This window comes from Streptomyces sp. WAC07094 (assembly GCF_036320405.1).
In the GTDB taxonomy this organism is placed as follows: domain Bacteria; phylum Actinomycetota; class Actinomycetes; order Streptomycetales; family Streptomycetaceae; genus Streptomyces; species Streptomyces lannensis.
This window is the reverse complement of the sequence record NZ_JAVMJZ010000001.1, coordinates 6,373,260-6,388,763: the sequence shown is the minus strand read 5'-3', so window position 1 is coordinate 6,388,763 and position 15,504 is coordinate 6,373,260. Positions and strand designations below refer to the sequence as shown.

The following is a 15,504-nucleotide window of genomic DNA, read 5'->3' as shown; positions in this document are numbered from 1 at the left end:
GTCATCCGTTCGGCCCTCTTGGTAAGGGAACGGTAAAGCGGTCCCGCTCGTTCACAGGTCATGACAGCTATGACCCCCGGCTCGAACATCCCGCTCGGAGCCACTCGCGTGACGGTCGACGTCGCCGCCCCGGTGCGGCTCGACGTGTCGGCCCTGCTGCTCACCGCCGATGGCAAGGTGCGCTCCGACGACGACTTCATCTTCTACAACCAGCCTTCGGGCCCGGGCGTCACCTACCGCTCGGGCGGCGGCACGAACCCCGACGCCATCATGGTCGACACCGCCTCCGTGCCCCCCGGTATCGAGAAGATCGTCGTCACCGCGAGCCCCGACGCCGCCGGTCAGACGTTCCAGGGCATCGAGCCCACGGCCACCGTTCGCAACGCCGACGACAACTCCGTCCTCGCCACCTTCACCCCGCCCCAGCTCGGCGCGGAGACGGCCCTGGTCGTCGTCGAGGTCTACGTCCGCAACGGCGCATGGAAGGCCCGTGCCGTCGGCCAGGGCTACGCGAACGGCCTGGCGGGCATCGCCACCGACTTCGGGGTCAGCGTGGAGGAGCCGGTCGCGCCCGCCCAGCCCGTCGCCCCGGCCGCGCCGCCGATGCAGCCGCCCGTCGCCCCGCCGGCGCCCACCCTGGCCGCCCCACCCGCTCCGCCCGCCCCCCCGGCTCCGCCCGCCCCCGTTCCCGGCGCCGGAAAGATCAACCTCGACAAGGGCCGCGTCAGCCTTCAGAAGAACCAGACCGTCTCCCTCGTCAAGGGCGGCCGCCCGCTGCTCTCGCAGGTCAAGATGGGCCTGGGCTGGGAGCCCGCCTTCCGGGGCAAGGACATCGACCTGGACGCGTCCGTCATCGCGTACGGCCCGCAGCGCAATCACATCGACAGCTGCTACTTCGGCAAGCTGACGATCCTGAACGGCTCCGTCAAGCACTCCGGCGACAACCTCACGGGTGAGGGCGGGGGCGACGACGAGGTCATCGTGGTCGACCTCGGACGCCTGCCCCAGGAGGTCACCGGCCTCGTGTTCACCGTGAACTCCTTCTCCGGGCAGAAGTTCACGGAGGTCGCCAAGGCCTACTGCCGCCTCGTGGACGCCGCCACCGACCAGGAGCTGGTCCGCTTCGACCTCACCGGCGCCGAAGCGCAGACGGGCGTCATGATGGCCAAGCTCATCCGGCAGTTCTCCGGTGAGTGGGAGATGACGGCCATGGGCGACTTCGTCAAGGCCCGCACGGTGCGGAACATGGTGAAGCCGGCGGCCCAGGCCCTCTAGTCCCCGGGCAGGACACCTGCGGGCTCCCCTTCACCCGGGAGCCCGCGGGCGGCCGGGCTGCTACGGCCGCAACCCGTCGGTGAGCAGCGACAGATAGCGGCGGATGTGCTCGCCCCGGCCGTCGGCCAGTTCCGAGGCCGTCGCCACCCCGTGCGCGAGGCGCAGCACCTCGATCGGCTCGAGGTCCTCCCGCAGGGTCCCCTCCCGCTGCGCCGCCTCGACCAGGCGCCCCGCCGCCTCCTTCATGGACGTGCCGCACGCCGTGACGGCCAGCGAACTGCCGTCCGTGACGGCCGATCCCAGCAGGGCCTTCATCCCGCGCACCTGGATGGTTCCGGCGCACAGCTCGTTGAGCCACTCCACCAGCGCCTCGCCCGGCGGCAGTTCCTTCGCGAGCTCGTCGGCGCGGGCGGCGATGGCCTCGATCCGGTCGACGTAGGCCGCCTCCAGCAGTGCCTGACGCGTCGGGAAGTGCCGGTAGAGCGTGCCGGATCCGACCCCCGCCCGTTTGGCGATGTCATCGAGCGACGCGTTCTCCCCGTGCTCGGCGAATGCGACGGCCGCCGCCTTCAGCAACCGCTCATAGTTGCGACGGGCGTCCGCTCGCATGGGTCTGACCTGCGACATCCAGTTACTCCTTGCGAACCGGGGACCCTCTCCGTATCTTATCGAGCACTAAACGGAGACAGTCCCCGGTTATCTCCGCGGGCGTCTTGTCCTGCCCGCGCACCGTTCCTCCGTGCTGCCCGCACCCGGCCGGGGACGCCGAAAACGGGAGAACTCCATGGCCACCCCGTCCGCACCGTCCACGACCGTCGACGCGCTCCTCTCACCACCACCAGCCGCCAGGCTCGGCACCGTCCTCTTCATCGTCGTCACCGCCTACCTGATGGTCGGCGTCGACTCCACCGTCGTCAATGTCGCGCTGCCCGACATCCAGCAAGGCCTCGGCTTCAGCCGCACCGGCCTGTCCTGGGTGCTCAACGCCTACACGCTCGCCTTCGGCGGACTGCTGCTGCTCGGGGGCCGCATCGGCGACATCGCGGGCCGACGGCGCACACTCACCGTCGGCGTCCTGCTCTTCGCCCTCTCCTCCCTCCTCGGCGGTCTCGCCACCGACAGCTCCTGGCTGCTCGCGGCCCGCGCGCTCCAGGGCGTCGGCGCCGCCCTCGTCGCCCCCAGCACCCTCGCCCTGATCACCACCAACTTCCCGGACGGCCCACGCCGCCACCACGCGCTCGGCGTCTACTCCTCGACGGCCGGTATCGGCGCCTCGCTCGGCCTGGTCCTCGGCGGCATGCTCACCACCTGGGCGTCCTGGCGCTGGGCCCTGCTGATCAACGTGCCCATCGGCATCGCGGTCGCCGTCGCCCTGCCCCGCTTCGTGACCGAAACCCCGCGCCGTACGGGGCGGTTCGACACCGCGGGCGCGCTCACCGGTACGGCCGGCACGGCCTCCCTCGTGCATGCGCTGATCCGCGTCTCGGAACAGGGCTGGACCGACCCCTGGGCACTGTTCGACCTCGGCGCCGCGGCGGCACTGCTCACGGGGTTCACCCTCATCGAGTCCCGGGCCGGACAGCCGATCCTGCCGCTGCGTCTGCTCACGAGCCGCAACCGGGCCGGCGGCTACGCGGGAGTGCTGCTGCTGCCCGCGGGCATGTTCGGCGCGTTCTACTTCCTCACTCTGATCTGCCAACAGGTGCTGCACTACAGCCCGTTGCGCACGGGGTTCGCCTTCCTTCCGCTCACCCTCGTGATGTTCACGACCGTGCGCGTCGTGCCCCGACTGCTCGCCCGACTCGGTGTGAAGCCGGTGCTGCTCACCGGCATGACCCTGCTCGCCGTGGCGACCGGATGGTTGTGGCGGCTGCGGCCCGGCGACGGCTACGCCACCGGCCTGCTCGGTCCGCTGCTGCTGATGGGGCTGGGCGTCGGCCTGAGTTTCATGCCCCTGAACGCGACCGTCCTCGCCGGAATCGGGCCCCGCGAGGCGGGCGCAGCCTCCGGTCTGCTCCAGACCCTGCAGTGGCTCGGCGGCACCCTCGGCCTCTCCGCGCTGGTGACGGTCTACGGCACGGCCACCCGGCACGCGGCCGGCTCCCCCGCTCAGATCCTCACCCACGGCGCGGCCCGCGCGTTCGGGGTCGGCGCCCTCATCGCGCTCACCGCGCTGCTGGTCTCGGCGTTCGTCATCACGGGCACCCGGCCGCAAAAGGCGCGCCCGATCCCCTAGAACTCGGCGCCGCCCGCGCTCGACGGGCGGCGCCCCCGCGGATGCGGGCCGGCCCCCTCGGCGCGTCGGCGCCGGACCGCGCGGCGACGCGGGCCGCCCCGCTCCCCGCGGATCACCGCGCGGAGCGGGGCGAGCCCGGACCGCTCACTCGAGCCACGGCCACCGACCGTCGCTGCCCCGCTCGAGCAGCGACACCATCCGGAACGCGCCGTCCGTCAGGCCTCCGAAGGTGTGCCTGTTGCCACGGCCCGACGGGCCGTGGCCCGCCCTGTACCCGGCGAGGTTCCAGGTGTAGACCGGCACATGCGACGGGACCTGCTCGGTCGGGTCGCCGTGGTGGCTGTTGGTGTACTGCTCGTCGGTGACGATCAGTACCCGGTCGTGACCGCCGTAGTGGCGGCGGACCGCCCCGGTGGTGTCGGTACCGCCCAGGTCGCCGAAGCGACCGAGGACCTTCAGCACCGACTCGCCCCTGCGGAAGCCCACCGTGCTGCTTCCGGTTCCGAACTCGACGAGGTCCGCGTCCGCCGCCCGCAGCGCGAGCGCCGTTCCGAAGACCGCCGCCGCGTCGGCCCGGGTGAGCTCGGAGCGGTCCGACAGGCGCGAGTAGAACATCGAGCCCGAGCGGTCCACGAGCACCAGTGTGCGGCCCGGCAGCGCGGGCACGTTGGCCAGCGAGTGACCGAGCGCCTGCTCCAGCGGGTACGACCAGCGCAGCGACGGCGCGTGCCGGTGGGCGGCGAGGTACCGGAACGGGAACTGCCGCGATCGCGCCACCTCGACCGGGTCGCCGATCCGCGCGGCGACCCGGGCGGCCACCTCGTCGGACACCCCGGCCTCGTCGAAGTTCCGCAGGTTCCGCACGAGTGCCATGGTGCCCATGGACGGAATCACGGCCTCCCAGGCCGCCTTGTCCATCGGACCCTGCAGCCAGCCCGCCAGCGCCTCCCAGGTCATCCCCGCCGCCGCGAGCCGCTCGGCGCCGCCGGGAGCCGTGACGACGGCGCGCCGCTGCTCCACGGGGATCGCCATCAGCTCGCGGTGCGCCGTGAGCACGGTGCTCGAGGCGGGCGGCAGCGCGGTGTCCGGGTTGTGCCGGCGATCGAGCGCGTACCGGAACAGCTCGCCCTGCCACGGCTTGCCGGGATGGGGCGCAGCGTGCACCAGGTTGAGGACGTCACCGAAGCGGTAGCCCTTGGAGGCTGTGTCGTACTTCAGCAGCGCCTTGCCGTGGTAGAGGCGCCGTACGGCGTCGGCGAGGCCGCGCTTGACCGGCTTGGGCACGTTCCGGCCGTGGGCCGAGGTCCAGTACGCGAGCAACTCACCGGGCTCGTCCGGCCGCTGCAGTACGGAAGAGACGACCTGACGGTTGGCGGGGCCGTCGGTCGCGCCCGCGTCGAGCCGTGCCTTCACATACTCGGCGGCGCCCACGACCGAGGCCGTCCGCAGGTTCCCCTCGCCACGCAGCCAGCCGAGCAGGCCGGCCGTCCAGGACGGGTCGGTGACGGCGAGCCGGCGCACGAGGGCGGCGAACCGGTCGTCGCGGTCGGCGCCGGTCTCGTAGAAGGTCCGCTGTGCGACGAGGTTCGAGACGGCGAGCAGGAACAACTCCGAGCGCGGGTCGCGCTCCTGGCCGCGGCCGCCCTCGTAGGTGCGCAGCACGCGCCCCGTCGAGGTGACCCGTGACGTCGGCTGCCCCTTGGCGGCCCTGGTGTTGAATCGCGCCATGCTGAATTCCCCCGAATTCGTTTCCGTTCCGGATGGAGGCACGGCAAAGGAAGGGTGCCCGAGTTCAGGGGTCGGCGACGGAGTTCAGTCTGCTCTGTCCGTGAAGCAACTTTCCTGCGCACCGGACACCCGTCCTGTGCTGCGCCTCCCGAGATCAAGTCGGCGGCGGCGTGGATTCCTTTTGCAGAAGAAGCAGCCGCGGCCCGCGCACCGGGAGGTGCATGAAGTTGTGGTGTCCAGAGATCGAGGCCGGCGGAACCGACAAGGTGCTCTGCCCGCTGAGCTACACCGGCGCGTGGTACCGGTGGCGGGACTCGAACCCGCGGCCGCCCCATTATGAGTGGAAGTAGGTCCTGCCTTCGCACCTGGACGTGCATCACTCTAGGAGGCGGGCCGCGGGCCGGGCGAACGAATTAAGTCCCGCAGGAGCCGGTCCGGTTGCCGGGAGTTCAGCCGCGCTTCTGGCGCTTCCAGGGACCGGTGACGGCCACCATGATGCCGGGGTCCTGGATATTGGCGAACAGGGTCTTTCCGTCGGGCGAGAACGTGACGCCGGTGAACTCGCTGTACTCCGGCTCCTCCTCGGTGCCGATGTTCAGGTCGTTGCGGGCGATCGGGTAGGTGCGGCCGCTGTCGGTGGCACCGAACAGATGCTGGACACCCTCGCCGTCCTCGGCGATGACAAGACCGCCGTACGGGGAGACGGTGATGTTGTCGGGGCCGTCGAAGGCGCCGTCCTTGGCCGGGTCGGGGTTCACGCCGAGCAGGACCTTCAGCGTGAGGGTCCTGCGCCGGGGGTCGTAGAACCAGACCTGGCCGTCATGCTGGACGGGGCTTTCCTCACGGGCGTACGAGGAGACGATGTACGCACCGCCGTCGCTCCACCACATGCCCTCCAGCTTGCGGGCCCGGGTGACCGCGCCGGCACCGAACTGGCTGCGGACCGAGACCGTCTTGGCGTCGCGGTCGGGGACGTCGACCCAGTCGACGCCGTACACCGTGCCGATCCTCGTGGCGCGGGAGAGGTCGTCGACGTACCGGCCGCCGGAGTCGAAGCACTTGAACGCCTGGAGCCGGCCGGCCTCGTCCGCGAGGGTGCGCAGCCTGCCGCGTCCGTGGTGGAAGCCCTCCGGCGGGGTCCAGCGGTACAGCAGCCCGTTGGGCCCGGAGGCGTCCTCGGTCAGGTAGAGGTGGCCGCGCTTGGGGTCGACGACGACGGCCTCGTGGGCGTAGCGGCCCAGCGCCTTGATGGGCCGGGGGTGCCGATTGGCACGACGGTCCTCGGGGTCCACCTCGAAGACATACCCGTGGTCCTTGGTCATGCCGTTCTGACCGGCCTTGTCCTCGGTCTCCTCACAGGTGAGCCACGTGCCCCACGGGGTGCTGCCGCCCGCGCAGTTGGTGGACGTGCCCGCGATGCCCACCCACTCCGCGACATGGTCGTGGCGGACCTCGACGACGGTGCAGCCACCGGACGCGGCCGGGTCGTAGACAAGACCCTCGGTGAGCGGCACCGGGTACTTCCAGTCGGCACGGGGGCCCTTGAGCTCGTGGTTGTTGACGAGGAGGGTGGTGCCGCGCGGACCGTCGAAGGTGGCGGTGCCGTCGTGGTTGGAGGGGGTGAACTCGCCCGACTCCAGCTTGGTCTTCCCGCTGTAGGTGATGACGCGGTACCGGAACCCGGCGGGCAGGGCCAGCACGCCCTTGGGGTCGGGGATCAGCGGTCCGTAGCCGACGCCGCCGTGCCGGTCCGCCTCCTGACCCTCGGCGGTCTCGGTCTCGGTCTCGGTCTCGGTGTCGGCGGACGCAAGGGCGCCCGGGGCGGTGGCGAGGGCTCCGACGCTGCCGACCAGTGCGACACCGGCGCCGGTGAGCGCGGATCGTCGGGCGAAGTCCCTGCGGGTGAGCGACATGCTGTCTCCTGTGGAAGGGGAGTGAGTCGGTCGGGGGGTGGGGCTCGCGGACCTCGTTGCGCGCACACGCTCCCGCCTCCGCCTGAACACCGGCTGAACACCGGTCGACGTCGGCGGACGAACTTCTATGAATCCACCAAACAGGCCCCCTGAAGCCACCTCACCCGCACCAAGGACAGGCAACGACGCAGGGCTCCGGCCCGCCGCGCACCCGCACCGCACGGCGCACTCCGTCAGCCCGCCCCCGGCATCCGGGCACGGGACGGCACGCAAGGAGTGAGTGACCCGTGCCCGGCCGGGCACCGGAGGCGGAAGCAGACGGCGAGCGCGGTCCCGAACCGCTCAGCCACCCTGCTGCGAGCGCGCCTTGAACGCCGCCTTCCGGGCCTCCTTGGCCACCTTCTTGTCCGGGTGCAGGCGCCCCATCGCCTCCAGCACCTCCGCGGTGGCGGGATGGTCCACCCGCCACGCGGTCGCGAAGAATCCGCTGTGCTGCGCCGCAAGACCCTCCACCAGCGCCCGCAGCTCCGCCGAGTTGCCCTCGGCCGCCAGCTGCGCGGCAAGGGTGTCGATGGTGAGCCAGAAGACCATGGACTGCGGCGGTGCGGGCACGTCGGCCGCTCCGTGCTCGGTCAGCCAGACCCGTGCAAGTCCGCCCAGCTCCGCGTCGTCCAGCACCTCGCGCAGCGCCGTCTCCGCCTCCGCCCCGACCAGGGACAGCGCCTGCTGGCAGCGCAGCCGGCGCAGCGGGGCCCCGGCGTCGAGGCCGCGGGCGGCGGCCAGCAACTCCCTTGCGGCGGTGAGCGGTTCACGTCGGGCCAGCCACTGCTCGGTCTCGGCCTGGGCAGCCGCCGCCGGAAACGCGGACGTGCCGTCGAGCAGCGTGTCGGCGCCCTTGTCCGCCAGCTCACCCACCGCCGGGGCGGACATCCCGGCCTCCTCCAGACGCGTGCGCATTCCGTACAGTCCGAGCGGGGTCAGCCGCACCATCCCGTAGCGGCTCACGTCCGTCTCGTCCACGGGAGCCGCCGGCTCCTCGTCGGGGTCCGCCATGAGCGCCTCGTCGACCGGCTGGAACTCGACGAGTCCGATCGGTTCGAGGATCCGGAACTGGTCGTCGAGCCGCATCATGGCGTCGGACACGTGTTCCAGCACGTCGTTCGTGGGTTCCGTCATGTCGTCGGGGACGATCATCGACGCGGCGAGCGCGGGCAGCGGCACCTGGCCGCCACCGGGCACCTCCTCGCTGACGGTCAGCAGATAGAGGTTGGCCAGCACGCCGTCGAGGAACTCGGCCTCCGCCTCCGGGTCCCAGTCGAGGGACGAGAAGTCGATCTCGCCGCCCTCCCCCATGGCGTCGACGAGGTCGTCGAGATCGGGGACGCTCGCGTCGGCCACCACGGCCTCGAGCGCTTCGAGCCAGACGCCGAGGACGTCGCCGGGGCTGCCCGAGGTGAGCAGCGCGAGGCCCGCCCCCGTGGTGACCGTCCCCTCGTCCTCGTCGGCGATCTCGACGAGACCGCTGTCCACGGCGACCCGCCAGGCCTCGCTCGCGAGCGCGGCGGCGTCCTCGCCGGTCAGCCCGAGCACCTCGGCCGCGCCGGGCAACTGGTCCTCGGCGAGTTCTCCCCCGGCACCGACGCGTGTGCCGGGACCGGCCCAGCGGGCGAGCCGCGCGGCTCGGGAGAGCAGCGGTGTGGCGAGCGCGTCCCGCGCGAGCTCCGCTTCGGAGTGCAGCCGAACCGGCGGCAAGAGGGAGCTGTCTGACATCGGCTGGGTCTCCTTGGGCCTACGTGGTGTCCGGGGCGGCGCCTCGGGCACAGGCTCAGCCTAGACGGATTTCCACCCATGCCGCCCGGTTCATCTCCCGGTCAGCAGTCATACATGGCCGAAACCTTGACAACTGCCCCACGTACACAGGAGATTGACGCGCGTAGAAGTCGGCGGACAGTTGTTCACCGAGGGTCACCGGCACCGTCGAAGGGCCGGAGGACCGGCACTTCTACGCGCGTCGCGCCGCCCACCGGCCGCGGCCCCGTACTCCACCTTCGTCCCGGCACCCACGTATGTCCCCGGAGGGATTCCGTTGCCGAGCAAGTCTTCCTCGCGCCTCGCCGCGCTCACCGTCGCCGCCGTCTGCACCACCGTCTCCGGCGTGGTGCTCACCACACCCGCACACGCGGACACCGTGCGCATCCACGACATCCAGGGCACCACCCGGACGTCGCCGCTCGCGGGCCGGACCGTCACGGACGTGGCCGGAATCGTCACCGGTGTGCGCACCTACGGCTCGTCCAGAGGGTTCTGGATCCAGGACCCCAGCCCTGACAACGACCCGGCCACGAGCGAGGGCGTCTTCGTCTTCACCAGCTCCGCCCCGAAGGTCGCCGTCGGTGACTCGGTGGCCGTGACGGGCACCGTCTCGGAGTACGTCCCCGGCGGCGCCTCCACCGGCAACCAGTCGCTGACCGAGATCACCAAGCCGACGGTGACGGTGCTCTCCGGCGGCAACGCGGTCCCGGACCCGGTCGTCGTCGACGCGAGGTCGGTGCCGGACCGGTACACCCCGGCAGGCGACAAGGCCGCGAACGGCTCGGTCAACGGCCTCGCCCTGCGGCCGCAGAAGTACGCCCTGGACTTCTACGAGTCCCTGGAGGGCATGAACGTCCAGGTCTCCGACACCCGCGTCGTCACCGCCACCGATCCCTACACCGAGCTGTGGGTCACGGTGAAGCCGCACGAGAACGCCGACCGCCGCGGCGGCACGGTCTACGGCTCCTACGACTCCCAGAACACGGGCCGGCTGCAGATCCAGTCGCTCGGCCCGGTCGCCGACTTCCCGACGGCCGATGTCGGTGACACGCTCACCGGCACGACCGCGGGGCCGATGGACTTCAACCAGTTCGGCGGCTACACCCTGGTGGCGAACCGGATCGGCACCCTGAAGAGCGGTGGCCTGCAGCGGGAGACCACACGCAAGCAGTCGCGCGACGAGCTGGCGCTGGCGACGTACAACCTGGCGCTGGCGACGTACAACGTGGAGAACCTGGACCCGGCCGACACCACCTTCGCGGCCCACGCCTCCGCGATCGTCCACAACCTCCGGTCGCCCGACATCGTCTCCCTGGAGGAGATCCAGGACGACAACGGCGCCACGGACGACGGCACGGTCGGCGCGAGCCTGACGGTGAACAAGCTGATCGACGCGATCGTCGCGGAGGGCGGCCCGAGGTACGAGTGGCGCTCGATCGACCCGGTCAACGACCAGGACGGCGGCGAGCCCGGCGGCAACATCCGCCAGGTCTTCCTCTTCAACCCCGGCCGGGTCTCCTTCACCGACCGCGCGGGCGGCGACTCCACGACCGCCGTCGGCGTCACCAAGGTGCACGGCAAGGCGCAGCTGACCGCCTCCCCCGGCCGGATCGATCCGGCCGGCGAGGCCTGGACGAACAGCCGCAAGCCGCTGGCCGGCGAGTTCGTCTTCCGCGGGCGGACCGTCTTCGTGATCGCCAACCACCTCACCTCCAAGGGCGGCGACCAGCCGCTGACCGCGCAGTACCAGCCGCCGGCGCGCAGCTCCGAGACCCAGCGCCACCTGCAGGCGACCGAGGTGAACACCTTCGTCAAGGCCATCCTCGCCAAGCAGGGCAATGCCGACGTCGTCACGGTCGGCGACATGAACGACTTCGAGTTCTCCGACACCACGAAGATCCTCGAGGGGCACGGCGAGCTGTGGTCGGCGATCAAGTCGCTGCCCGCGAGCGAGCGCTACACGTACGACTACCAGGGCAACAGCCAGGTCCTCGACCAGATCCTGGTCAGTCCGTCGATCCGCCGTGGCTGCGACTTCGACTACGACAGCGTGCACATCAACTCGGAGTTCCACGACCAGATCAGCGACCACGACCCGCAGGTGCTGCGGTTCCGGCCGTAGTTCCGGCCGTAGTTCCGGCCCACGGCCCGAGACGGCGACGAGCCCGGCCCCCCGTCGGGGGCCGGGCTCCTCCGATGCTCCGAGGTCAGGCGAACACCTCGTCCAGCCAGCGCTGCCAGGCGGCCGCGTCGGCCTTCGCGTCGGCGTCGGGCGCGAAGTCGTGGACGCTGATGCCGACCGGGGCGCCCCAGTGGTTGCGGCCGAAGACGCGGATGAGCGCGTCGTCGGAGCGCAGCCCGAGGAAGTACGGGTTGTGGTAGTCGACCACCGCGGGAAAGAGCCCCTTGTCCGGGCCCCGCACCTCGACCGTGGTGCCCGCCGGGACGTCCTCCGCGAGGCCCAGTCCGCGCACCGCGGTGCTGAGCGCGTCGGCGGCCTTGGACGCCTCGGGACCGTCCAGGGTCGTGAAGGCGACCGGACGCGGCGCGAAGTGGGTCAGGTACTCGCGCATGGTGTGCAGGTAGAAGTCGGTGTGCTTGTCGGCGCCGTCGTACTGGTTGTCCCAGTCCTCGACGAAGATGCCGCTGTGCACGTACCGCACCCAGGCGTGCCGCCCGCCCTCGCGCGGCTCGATCGTGTAGTCCAGCTGATTGAGCGTCTGCTCGGCGATGCCCTCCACGTTCGCGACACGGTTGGTGTACCGGTGCGGCGGATCCCAGGTGACGACCGTGGATCCGAAGGGCCCCGTGCCGCCCTCCCGCGGCTCGGGCGCGTCCATCGGCCACAGCCAGCCTCCGGTGCCGGTGGTGAAGGCGTCCCACACCTGCTCGGGTGTGGCATCGACCTCGAACTCGCGGGCGATCTCGAATTCTTTGGACATGGTGGGCTCCTGCGCGTGAATGGGGCGTGTCAGTCGGTGAGTTCGGCCGGGGGAGGCTGGGGCGGCCGGGACTCGCCGTCCTCGGGTTCGACGGCCCGGTCCTCGTCCGCCCGAGGATCGGGGGCCTGCGGTGCGACCGTGGGGTGAACGGCCACGACGATCCGGTGGTCACGGCCGCCCTCGGCGTCCGGGGCGTCGTACTTGCGGATGAGGGCGCCGACTCCGGCCGTCAGCTCCTGGATGAACGCGGCACGGTCGGCGGGGGAGGCGAAGCGCACCTCGCCGTCCAGCGCGTAGGTCGCGAGGCGCTTGTGGGCTCGCGCCGCGCCGGTGATCAGCGTGCCCACGTCCCGTACCAGGCGGGCGCCGAGGGCCAGCAGCCAGCGGGCGGAGAGCTGGTCGCGGAAGCGGTCCGGGTCGGGCTGCACGGAGGCGAGGGCGAGCGGGCTGATCACGTACGACGCCGCGGTGGCCCGCATCAGCCGCTCGGTGACGTTGCCCTTGCGGCGCTCGCCGGCCAGCTCGACCAGGCCGTGCCGCTCCAGTGCCTTCAGGTGGTAGTTCACCTTCTGCCGGGGCAGCCCGACCTTGCCGGCCAGCATGGCCGCCGACGCGGGGCCCGCCGCCAGCTCGGCGAGCAGCCGGGACCTGATCGGATCCAGCGACACGGCCGCCGCTTCCGGGTCCTCGATCACGGTGACGTCCAACATGGCTTCACCTTCGCACCGAAAACTTTTTTTGTCCAGACTGGGTGAGTTTTCGGTCGAGGGTGTCGCGGTACACCGAGCGTCGGGATCCGGACCTCGTACGGTCCGTCGAAGGTCACGAAGCACCGGGCGCGCGGCCGTCCCCGTCGACCGGGCGAGTCCGCGCGAAGGGCGGAAGGCGCGAAGGCGCGGGGCACGCCGGCGGCGGGCGGGGCCGGAACCGGCACGTCGTGCGGCCGCGTCCCGGCCTCGCTCATGGTTCACCGCGCGTTCAGGGCAAGCGGCGACTCCGGGCGTGCGCTACGACCCGAGGTCCTACCCCGTCGACCCGCGTTCCACCAGTCGCGCCAACCGGGTCTGGAACCAGTCGAGTCGGGCCTGCAGAAAGGCCGCCTCAGCGGCGAGTTCGTCCACGCCGGCGCCACTGGGCGGGGGCGCGGCACCCTGTCCGGCCCGCACCCGCAGGCCGTTCCCCGCCAGGCGTGCGAAGGCCGCGAGCGACACCGCCACACGACCGCGCGCACAGTCCGCACAGGTCGCCTGGAGCGCGTGCCAGCCCGGCCTCCCCCAGTCCGCTTCGGTCAACACCCCGGCCGCCGCCCCGCACGATCGCACGCACGCGCCGACCGTCATGGCCCGCACCCGCTGGCGCGCGTACCTGAATCCACGCTCGAAGCGGATGTAGGAGCCGAGGACGGCGACCTCGAGCAGAACGGCCGCCCGGTGCTCCGCGGTGCACAGCAGCCCCTCGGCCTGCGCGCGGTCGTGCACACAGTGGAAGCCGCAGTCGCAGCGCCGGTGCGGCGCGCGGTGCCGCAGTCCGTAGACGCACCGGGCCTCGTCGACCACGCCGTAGGGCAGCGCACCACCCAGCGACACACCGACGAACCCCACCCGGCCGCCGTCCTGGGACAGCACCGGGTGGGCGATCTTGTATCCGGTCGGCGGCTCCGCGGGACGTTCCTCGGGCAGCCGTAGCCTCATCGCGTGACCGGGACCTCTTCGGGAGCGGACGCAGCCGGCTCCTCCAGCGATTCGAGAACCTCGACGTCGGACTGTTCCTCGTGGTCCTCCGGGCGTTCCTCCGCGAACCCGGTGGCGAGTGCCTTGCCCAGCTTCATGACGCCTCCCGCTGTTGGTGACCGTCCCGACCATGGTGGCCCACGGGGAGCGACTCGGCACCAGTGCCCGACCCTTCGCGCCCCGCGCCGTGCTCCGTTCGAGCCCTCTGCCGCACAGCGATGCTAAGGAATAGCGTGTAGAAGAATTAAGTGGAGCTTCACGGTCGTCCTGCCGAAACTGGTCCCATGACGACACCCGCACGCGCCTCCGCTCCCTTCGGCCGCGTCCTCTGCGCCATGGTCACGCCCTTCACAGAGGCGGGCGACCTCGACCTCGACGGGGCTCAGGCGCTGGCCGAACGGCTCGTGGCCGAGGGCTGCGACGGCCTGGTGCTGTCCGGAACCACGGGCGAGTCGCCGACCACCACCGACGACGAGAAGGCCGCGCTCGTGCGGGCGGTGCGAGAGGCGGTCGGCGCGCGGGCGTCGATCGTGGCGGGCGTCGGCACATCCGACACACGGCACACCGTCGAACTGGCCCTGGCGGCCGAAAAGGCGGGCGCCGACGGGCTGCTGGTGGTCACCCCGTACTACAGCCGGCCCCCGCAGGAGGCGGTCGAGGCTCACTTCCTCGAGATCGCCGACGCCTCCGCGCTGCCGCTCGTGCTCTACGACATCCCCGGCCGCACCGGCACCCGCATCGAGCCGGCGACGATGCTCAGGCTCGCGGGGCACCCGCGGATCGTGGGGGTCAAGGACTGCTCGTACGACCTGCTCGGTGTCCAGAAGGTGCTGGCCCGTACGGAACTCGCCTACTACGCGGGCTGCGACGAACAGGTGCTCGCGCTGTACGCGATCGGCGGTGCCGGTTGTGTGAGCACGGTCGCCAATGTGGTGCCGCGTCAGTTCCGCGCGATCCTCGACGCCTTCGACGCCGGCTCGACGGCTGAGGCCGCCCGGCTCCAGCAACGGGCCATTCCGCTGGTCGAGTCGATGATGGCCGCCGGCCTTCCCGGCACGGTCACCGCGAAGGGGCTCCTCGGCCGGCTCGGTCTGCCGTCCGGCCCGGTCCGACCGCCGCTGCGGCCCGCGGACGGTGAGACGGTGGACGGACTGCTGTCGGACTACCTGGACCTGACCGGCCAGGAGTGATCACGTACAGGTCCCGGCAGGACACGAATTCCGTCGCCCCGCCGCGGGCACTGCCGTACGTTGACGGGGTGAGCCGACCGTTGCTGTATCTCGACGTCGACGGCCCCCTCAATCCGTGGGCGGCCGACCCCGAGCGCCGCCCCGACGGGTATACGACGATCCGGGTCGCCCTCCACACCGGACGCACCCTTCGGGTGTGGCTCCATCCAAAGCACGGCGAGGCGTTGCTCGGTCTCGGCTACGAACTGTGCTGGGCCAGCACCTGGATGGATGCCGCGAACCGCTGGATCGGACCGGTCATCGGCCTCCCCGAGCTCCCTTATGTCGACTTCGGTGCCGACCTGCTCGCGCTGCGCCCCGACGGGGTGCACTGGAAGACCGAGGCGATCGTCGCCCACGCGGCCGGCCGGCCGTTCGCCTGGGTGGACGACGAGCAGAGCCCGGCGGACGAGTCGTACGTCACCGGCCACCACCCGGGCCACGCCCTGCTGTACCACGTCGATCCCCGGGTCGGGCTGCGCGAGAGCGACTTCGCGATGCTGGCGCGGTTCGCGGCAACGGTCTCGCAGTAGAACGCGGGGCCGGGGCGCACGCGGTCGGGCCCGCGTCTCGGCTCGCCCTCCCGCGGCCCGGGAGGTCATGGCACTCTCCGGGCCGCGCGAGGACGTTCGACGACGA

13 protein-coding genes are annotated in these 15,504 nt (G+C 71.6%); 5 read left to right on the top strand and 8 right to left on the bottom strand.

Annotated features, from left to right (window positions below; genetic code table 11):
• The first annotated feature begins 69 nt into the window (after nt 1-69).
• Nucleotides 70-1,275: a TerD family protein gene (locus tag RCR19_RS28270; RefSeq protein WP_331269581.1), complete on the top strand. Its 1,206-nt coding sequence runs from the start codon at nt 70-72 to the stop codon at nt 1,273-1,275.
• Nucleotides 1,276-1,335: 60 nt separating this feature from the next.
• On the opposite strand, the gene RCR19_RS28265 is transcribed toward RCR19_RS28270, so the two are convergent.
• Nucleotides 1,336-1,902, bottom strand: a complete 567-nt coding sequence (locus RCR19_RS28265; protein ID WP_059128758.1) for a TetR/AcrR family transcriptional regulator — start codon at nt 1,900-1,902, stop codon at nt 1,336-1,338.
• A 157-nt stretch (nt 1,903-2,059) separates the two neighbouring features.
• Between RCR19_RS28265 and RCR19_RS28260 the strand changes: the two genes are divergently transcribed.
• Nucleotides 2,060-3,511: an MFS transporter gene (locus RCR19_RS28260; RefSeq protein WP_331267682.1), complete on the top strand. Its 1,452-nt coding sequence runs from the start codon at nt 2,060-2,062 to the stop codon at nt 3,509-3,511.
• A 144-nt stretch (nt 3,512-3,655) separates the two neighbouring features.
• Here RCR19_RS28260 and RCR19_RS28255 read toward each other — a convergent pair whose 3' ends face one another.
• The 3 genes from RCR19_RS28255 to RCR19_RS28245 form a co-directional block, all read right to left on the bottom strand.
• A complete protein-coding gene (locus tag RCR19_RS28255) occupies nt 3,656-5,239 on the bottom strand; it encodes a TROVE domain-containing protein (RefSeq protein ID WP_331267681.1) in 1,584 nt (527 codons plus the stop codon).
• 449 nt (nt 5,240-5,688) lie between these two features.
• Complete coding sequence (locus RCR19_RS28250) at nt 5,689-7,152, bottom strand: alkaline phosphatase PhoX (protein WP_331267680.1); 1,464 nt, start codon at nt 7,150-7,152, stop codon at nt 5,689-5,691.
• Nucleotides 7,153-7,494: 342 nt separating this feature from the next.
• Nucleotides 7,495-8,922, bottom strand: coding sequence for a hypothetical protein (locus RCR19_RS28245; protein ID WP_331267679.1), 1,428 nt, complete (start codon nt 8,920-8,922; stop codon nt 7,495-7,497).
• Between the two features lie 316 nt (nt 8,923-9,238).
• Between RCR19_RS28245 and RCR19_RS28240 the strand changes: the two genes are divergently transcribed.
• On the top strand, nt 9,239-11,086 hold the full coding sequence (locus RCR19_RS28240) for an endonuclease/exonuclease/phosphatase family protein (protein ID WP_331267678.1): 1,848 nt from the start codon (nt 9,239-9,241) through the stop codon (nt 11,084-11,086).
• A gap of 85 nt (nt 11,087-11,171) precedes the next feature.
• On the opposite strand, the gene RCR19_RS28235 is transcribed toward RCR19_RS28240, so the two are convergent.
• The 4 genes from RCR19_RS28235 to RCR19_RS28220 form a co-directional block, all read right to left on the bottom strand.
• A complete protein-coding gene (locus RCR19_RS28235) occupies nt 11,172-11,906 on the bottom strand; it encodes an SRPBCC domain-containing protein (protein ID WP_331267677.1) in 735 nt (244 codons plus the stop codon).
• 29 nt (nt 11,907-11,935) lie between these two features.
• Complete coding sequence (locus RCR19_RS28230; protein ID WP_331267676.1) at nt 11,936-12,616, bottom strand: winged helix-turn-helix domain-containing protein; 681 nt, start codon at nt 12,614-12,616, stop codon at nt 11,936-11,938.
• A gap of 312 nt (nt 12,617-12,928) precedes the next feature.
• Nucleotides 12,929-13,597: a hypothetical protein gene (locus tag RCR19_RS28225; protein ID WP_331267675.1), complete on the bottom strand. Its 669-nt coding sequence runs from the start codon at nt 13,595-13,597 to the stop codon at nt 12,929-12,931.
• A complete protein-coding gene (locus RCR19_RS28220; protein ID WP_331267674.1) occupies nt 13,594-13,734 on the bottom strand; it encodes a hypothetical protein in 141 nt (46 codons plus the stop codon). Before RCR19_RS28220 ends, RCR19_RS28225 begins: the two co-directional genes overlap by 4 nt.
• A gap of 186 nt (nt 13,735-13,920) precedes the next feature.
• On the opposite strand from RCR19_RS28220, the gene dapA reads away from it, so the two are divergent.
• Together dapA and RCR19_RS28210 are read left to right on the top strand one after the other, a co-directional pair.
• Nucleotides 13,921-14,826: a 4-hydroxy-tetrahydrodipicolinate synthase gene (gene dapA, locus RCR19_RS28215; RefSeq protein ID WP_331267673.1), complete on the top strand. Its 906-nt coding sequence runs from the start codon at nt 13,921-13,923 to the stop codon at nt 14,824-14,826.
• A gap of 68 nt (nt 14,827-14,894) precedes the next feature.
• Nucleotides 14,895-15,398, top strand: coding sequence for a hypothetical protein (locus RCR19_RS28210; RefSeq protein WP_331267672.1), 504 nt, complete (start codon nt 14,895-14,897; stop codon nt 15,396-15,398).
• Nucleotides 15,399-15,504: the final 106 nt, after the last annotated feature.

Bases quoted from the DNA above. Each gene is read 5' to 3' on its own strand.
- RCR19_RS28270 (WP_331269581.1), top strand. From the start codon at position 70: ATGACCCCCGGCTCGAACATCCCGCTCGGAGCCACTCGCGTGACGGTC.
- RCR19_RS28265 (WP_059128758.1), bottom strand. From the start codon at position 1,902: ATGTCGCAGGTCAGACCCATGCGAGCGGACGCCCGTCGCAACTATGAG.
- RCR19_RS28260 (WP_331267682.1), top strand. From the start codon at position 2,060: ATGGCCACCCCGTCCGCACCGTCCACGACCGTCGACGCGCTCCTCTCA.
- RCR19_RS28255 (WP_331267681.1), bottom strand. From the start codon at position 5,239: ATGGCGCGATTCAACACCAGGGCCGCCAAGGGGCAGCCGACGTCACGG.
- RCR19_RS28250 (WP_331267680.1), bottom strand. From the start codon at position 7,152: ATGTCGCTCACCCGCAGGGACTTCGCCCGACGATCCGCGCTCACCGGC.
- RCR19_RS28245 (WP_331267679.1), bottom strand. From the start codon at position 8,922: ATGTCAGACAGCTCCCTCTTGCCGCCGGTTCGGCTGCACTCCGAAGCG.
- RCR19_RS28235 (WP_331267677.1), bottom strand. From the start codon at position 11,906: ATGTCCAAAGAATTCGAGATCGCCCGCGAGTTCGAGGTCGATGCCACA.
- RCR19_RS28230 (WP_331267676.1), bottom strand. From the start codon at position 12,616: ATGTTGGACGTCACCGTGATCGAGGACCCGGAAGCGGCGGCCGTGTCG.
- RCR19_RS28225 (WP_331267675.1), bottom strand. From the start codon at position 13,597: ATGAGGCTACGGCTGCCCGAGGAACGTCCCGCGGAGCCGCCGACCGGA.
- RCR19_RS28220 (WP_331267674.1), bottom strand. From the start codon at position 13,734: ATGAAGCTGGGCAAGGCACTCGCCACCGGGTTCGCGGAGGAACGCCCG.
- dapA (WP_331267673.1), top strand. From the start codon at position 13,921: ATGACGACACCCGCACGCGCCTCCGCTCCCTTCGGCCGCGTCCTCTGC.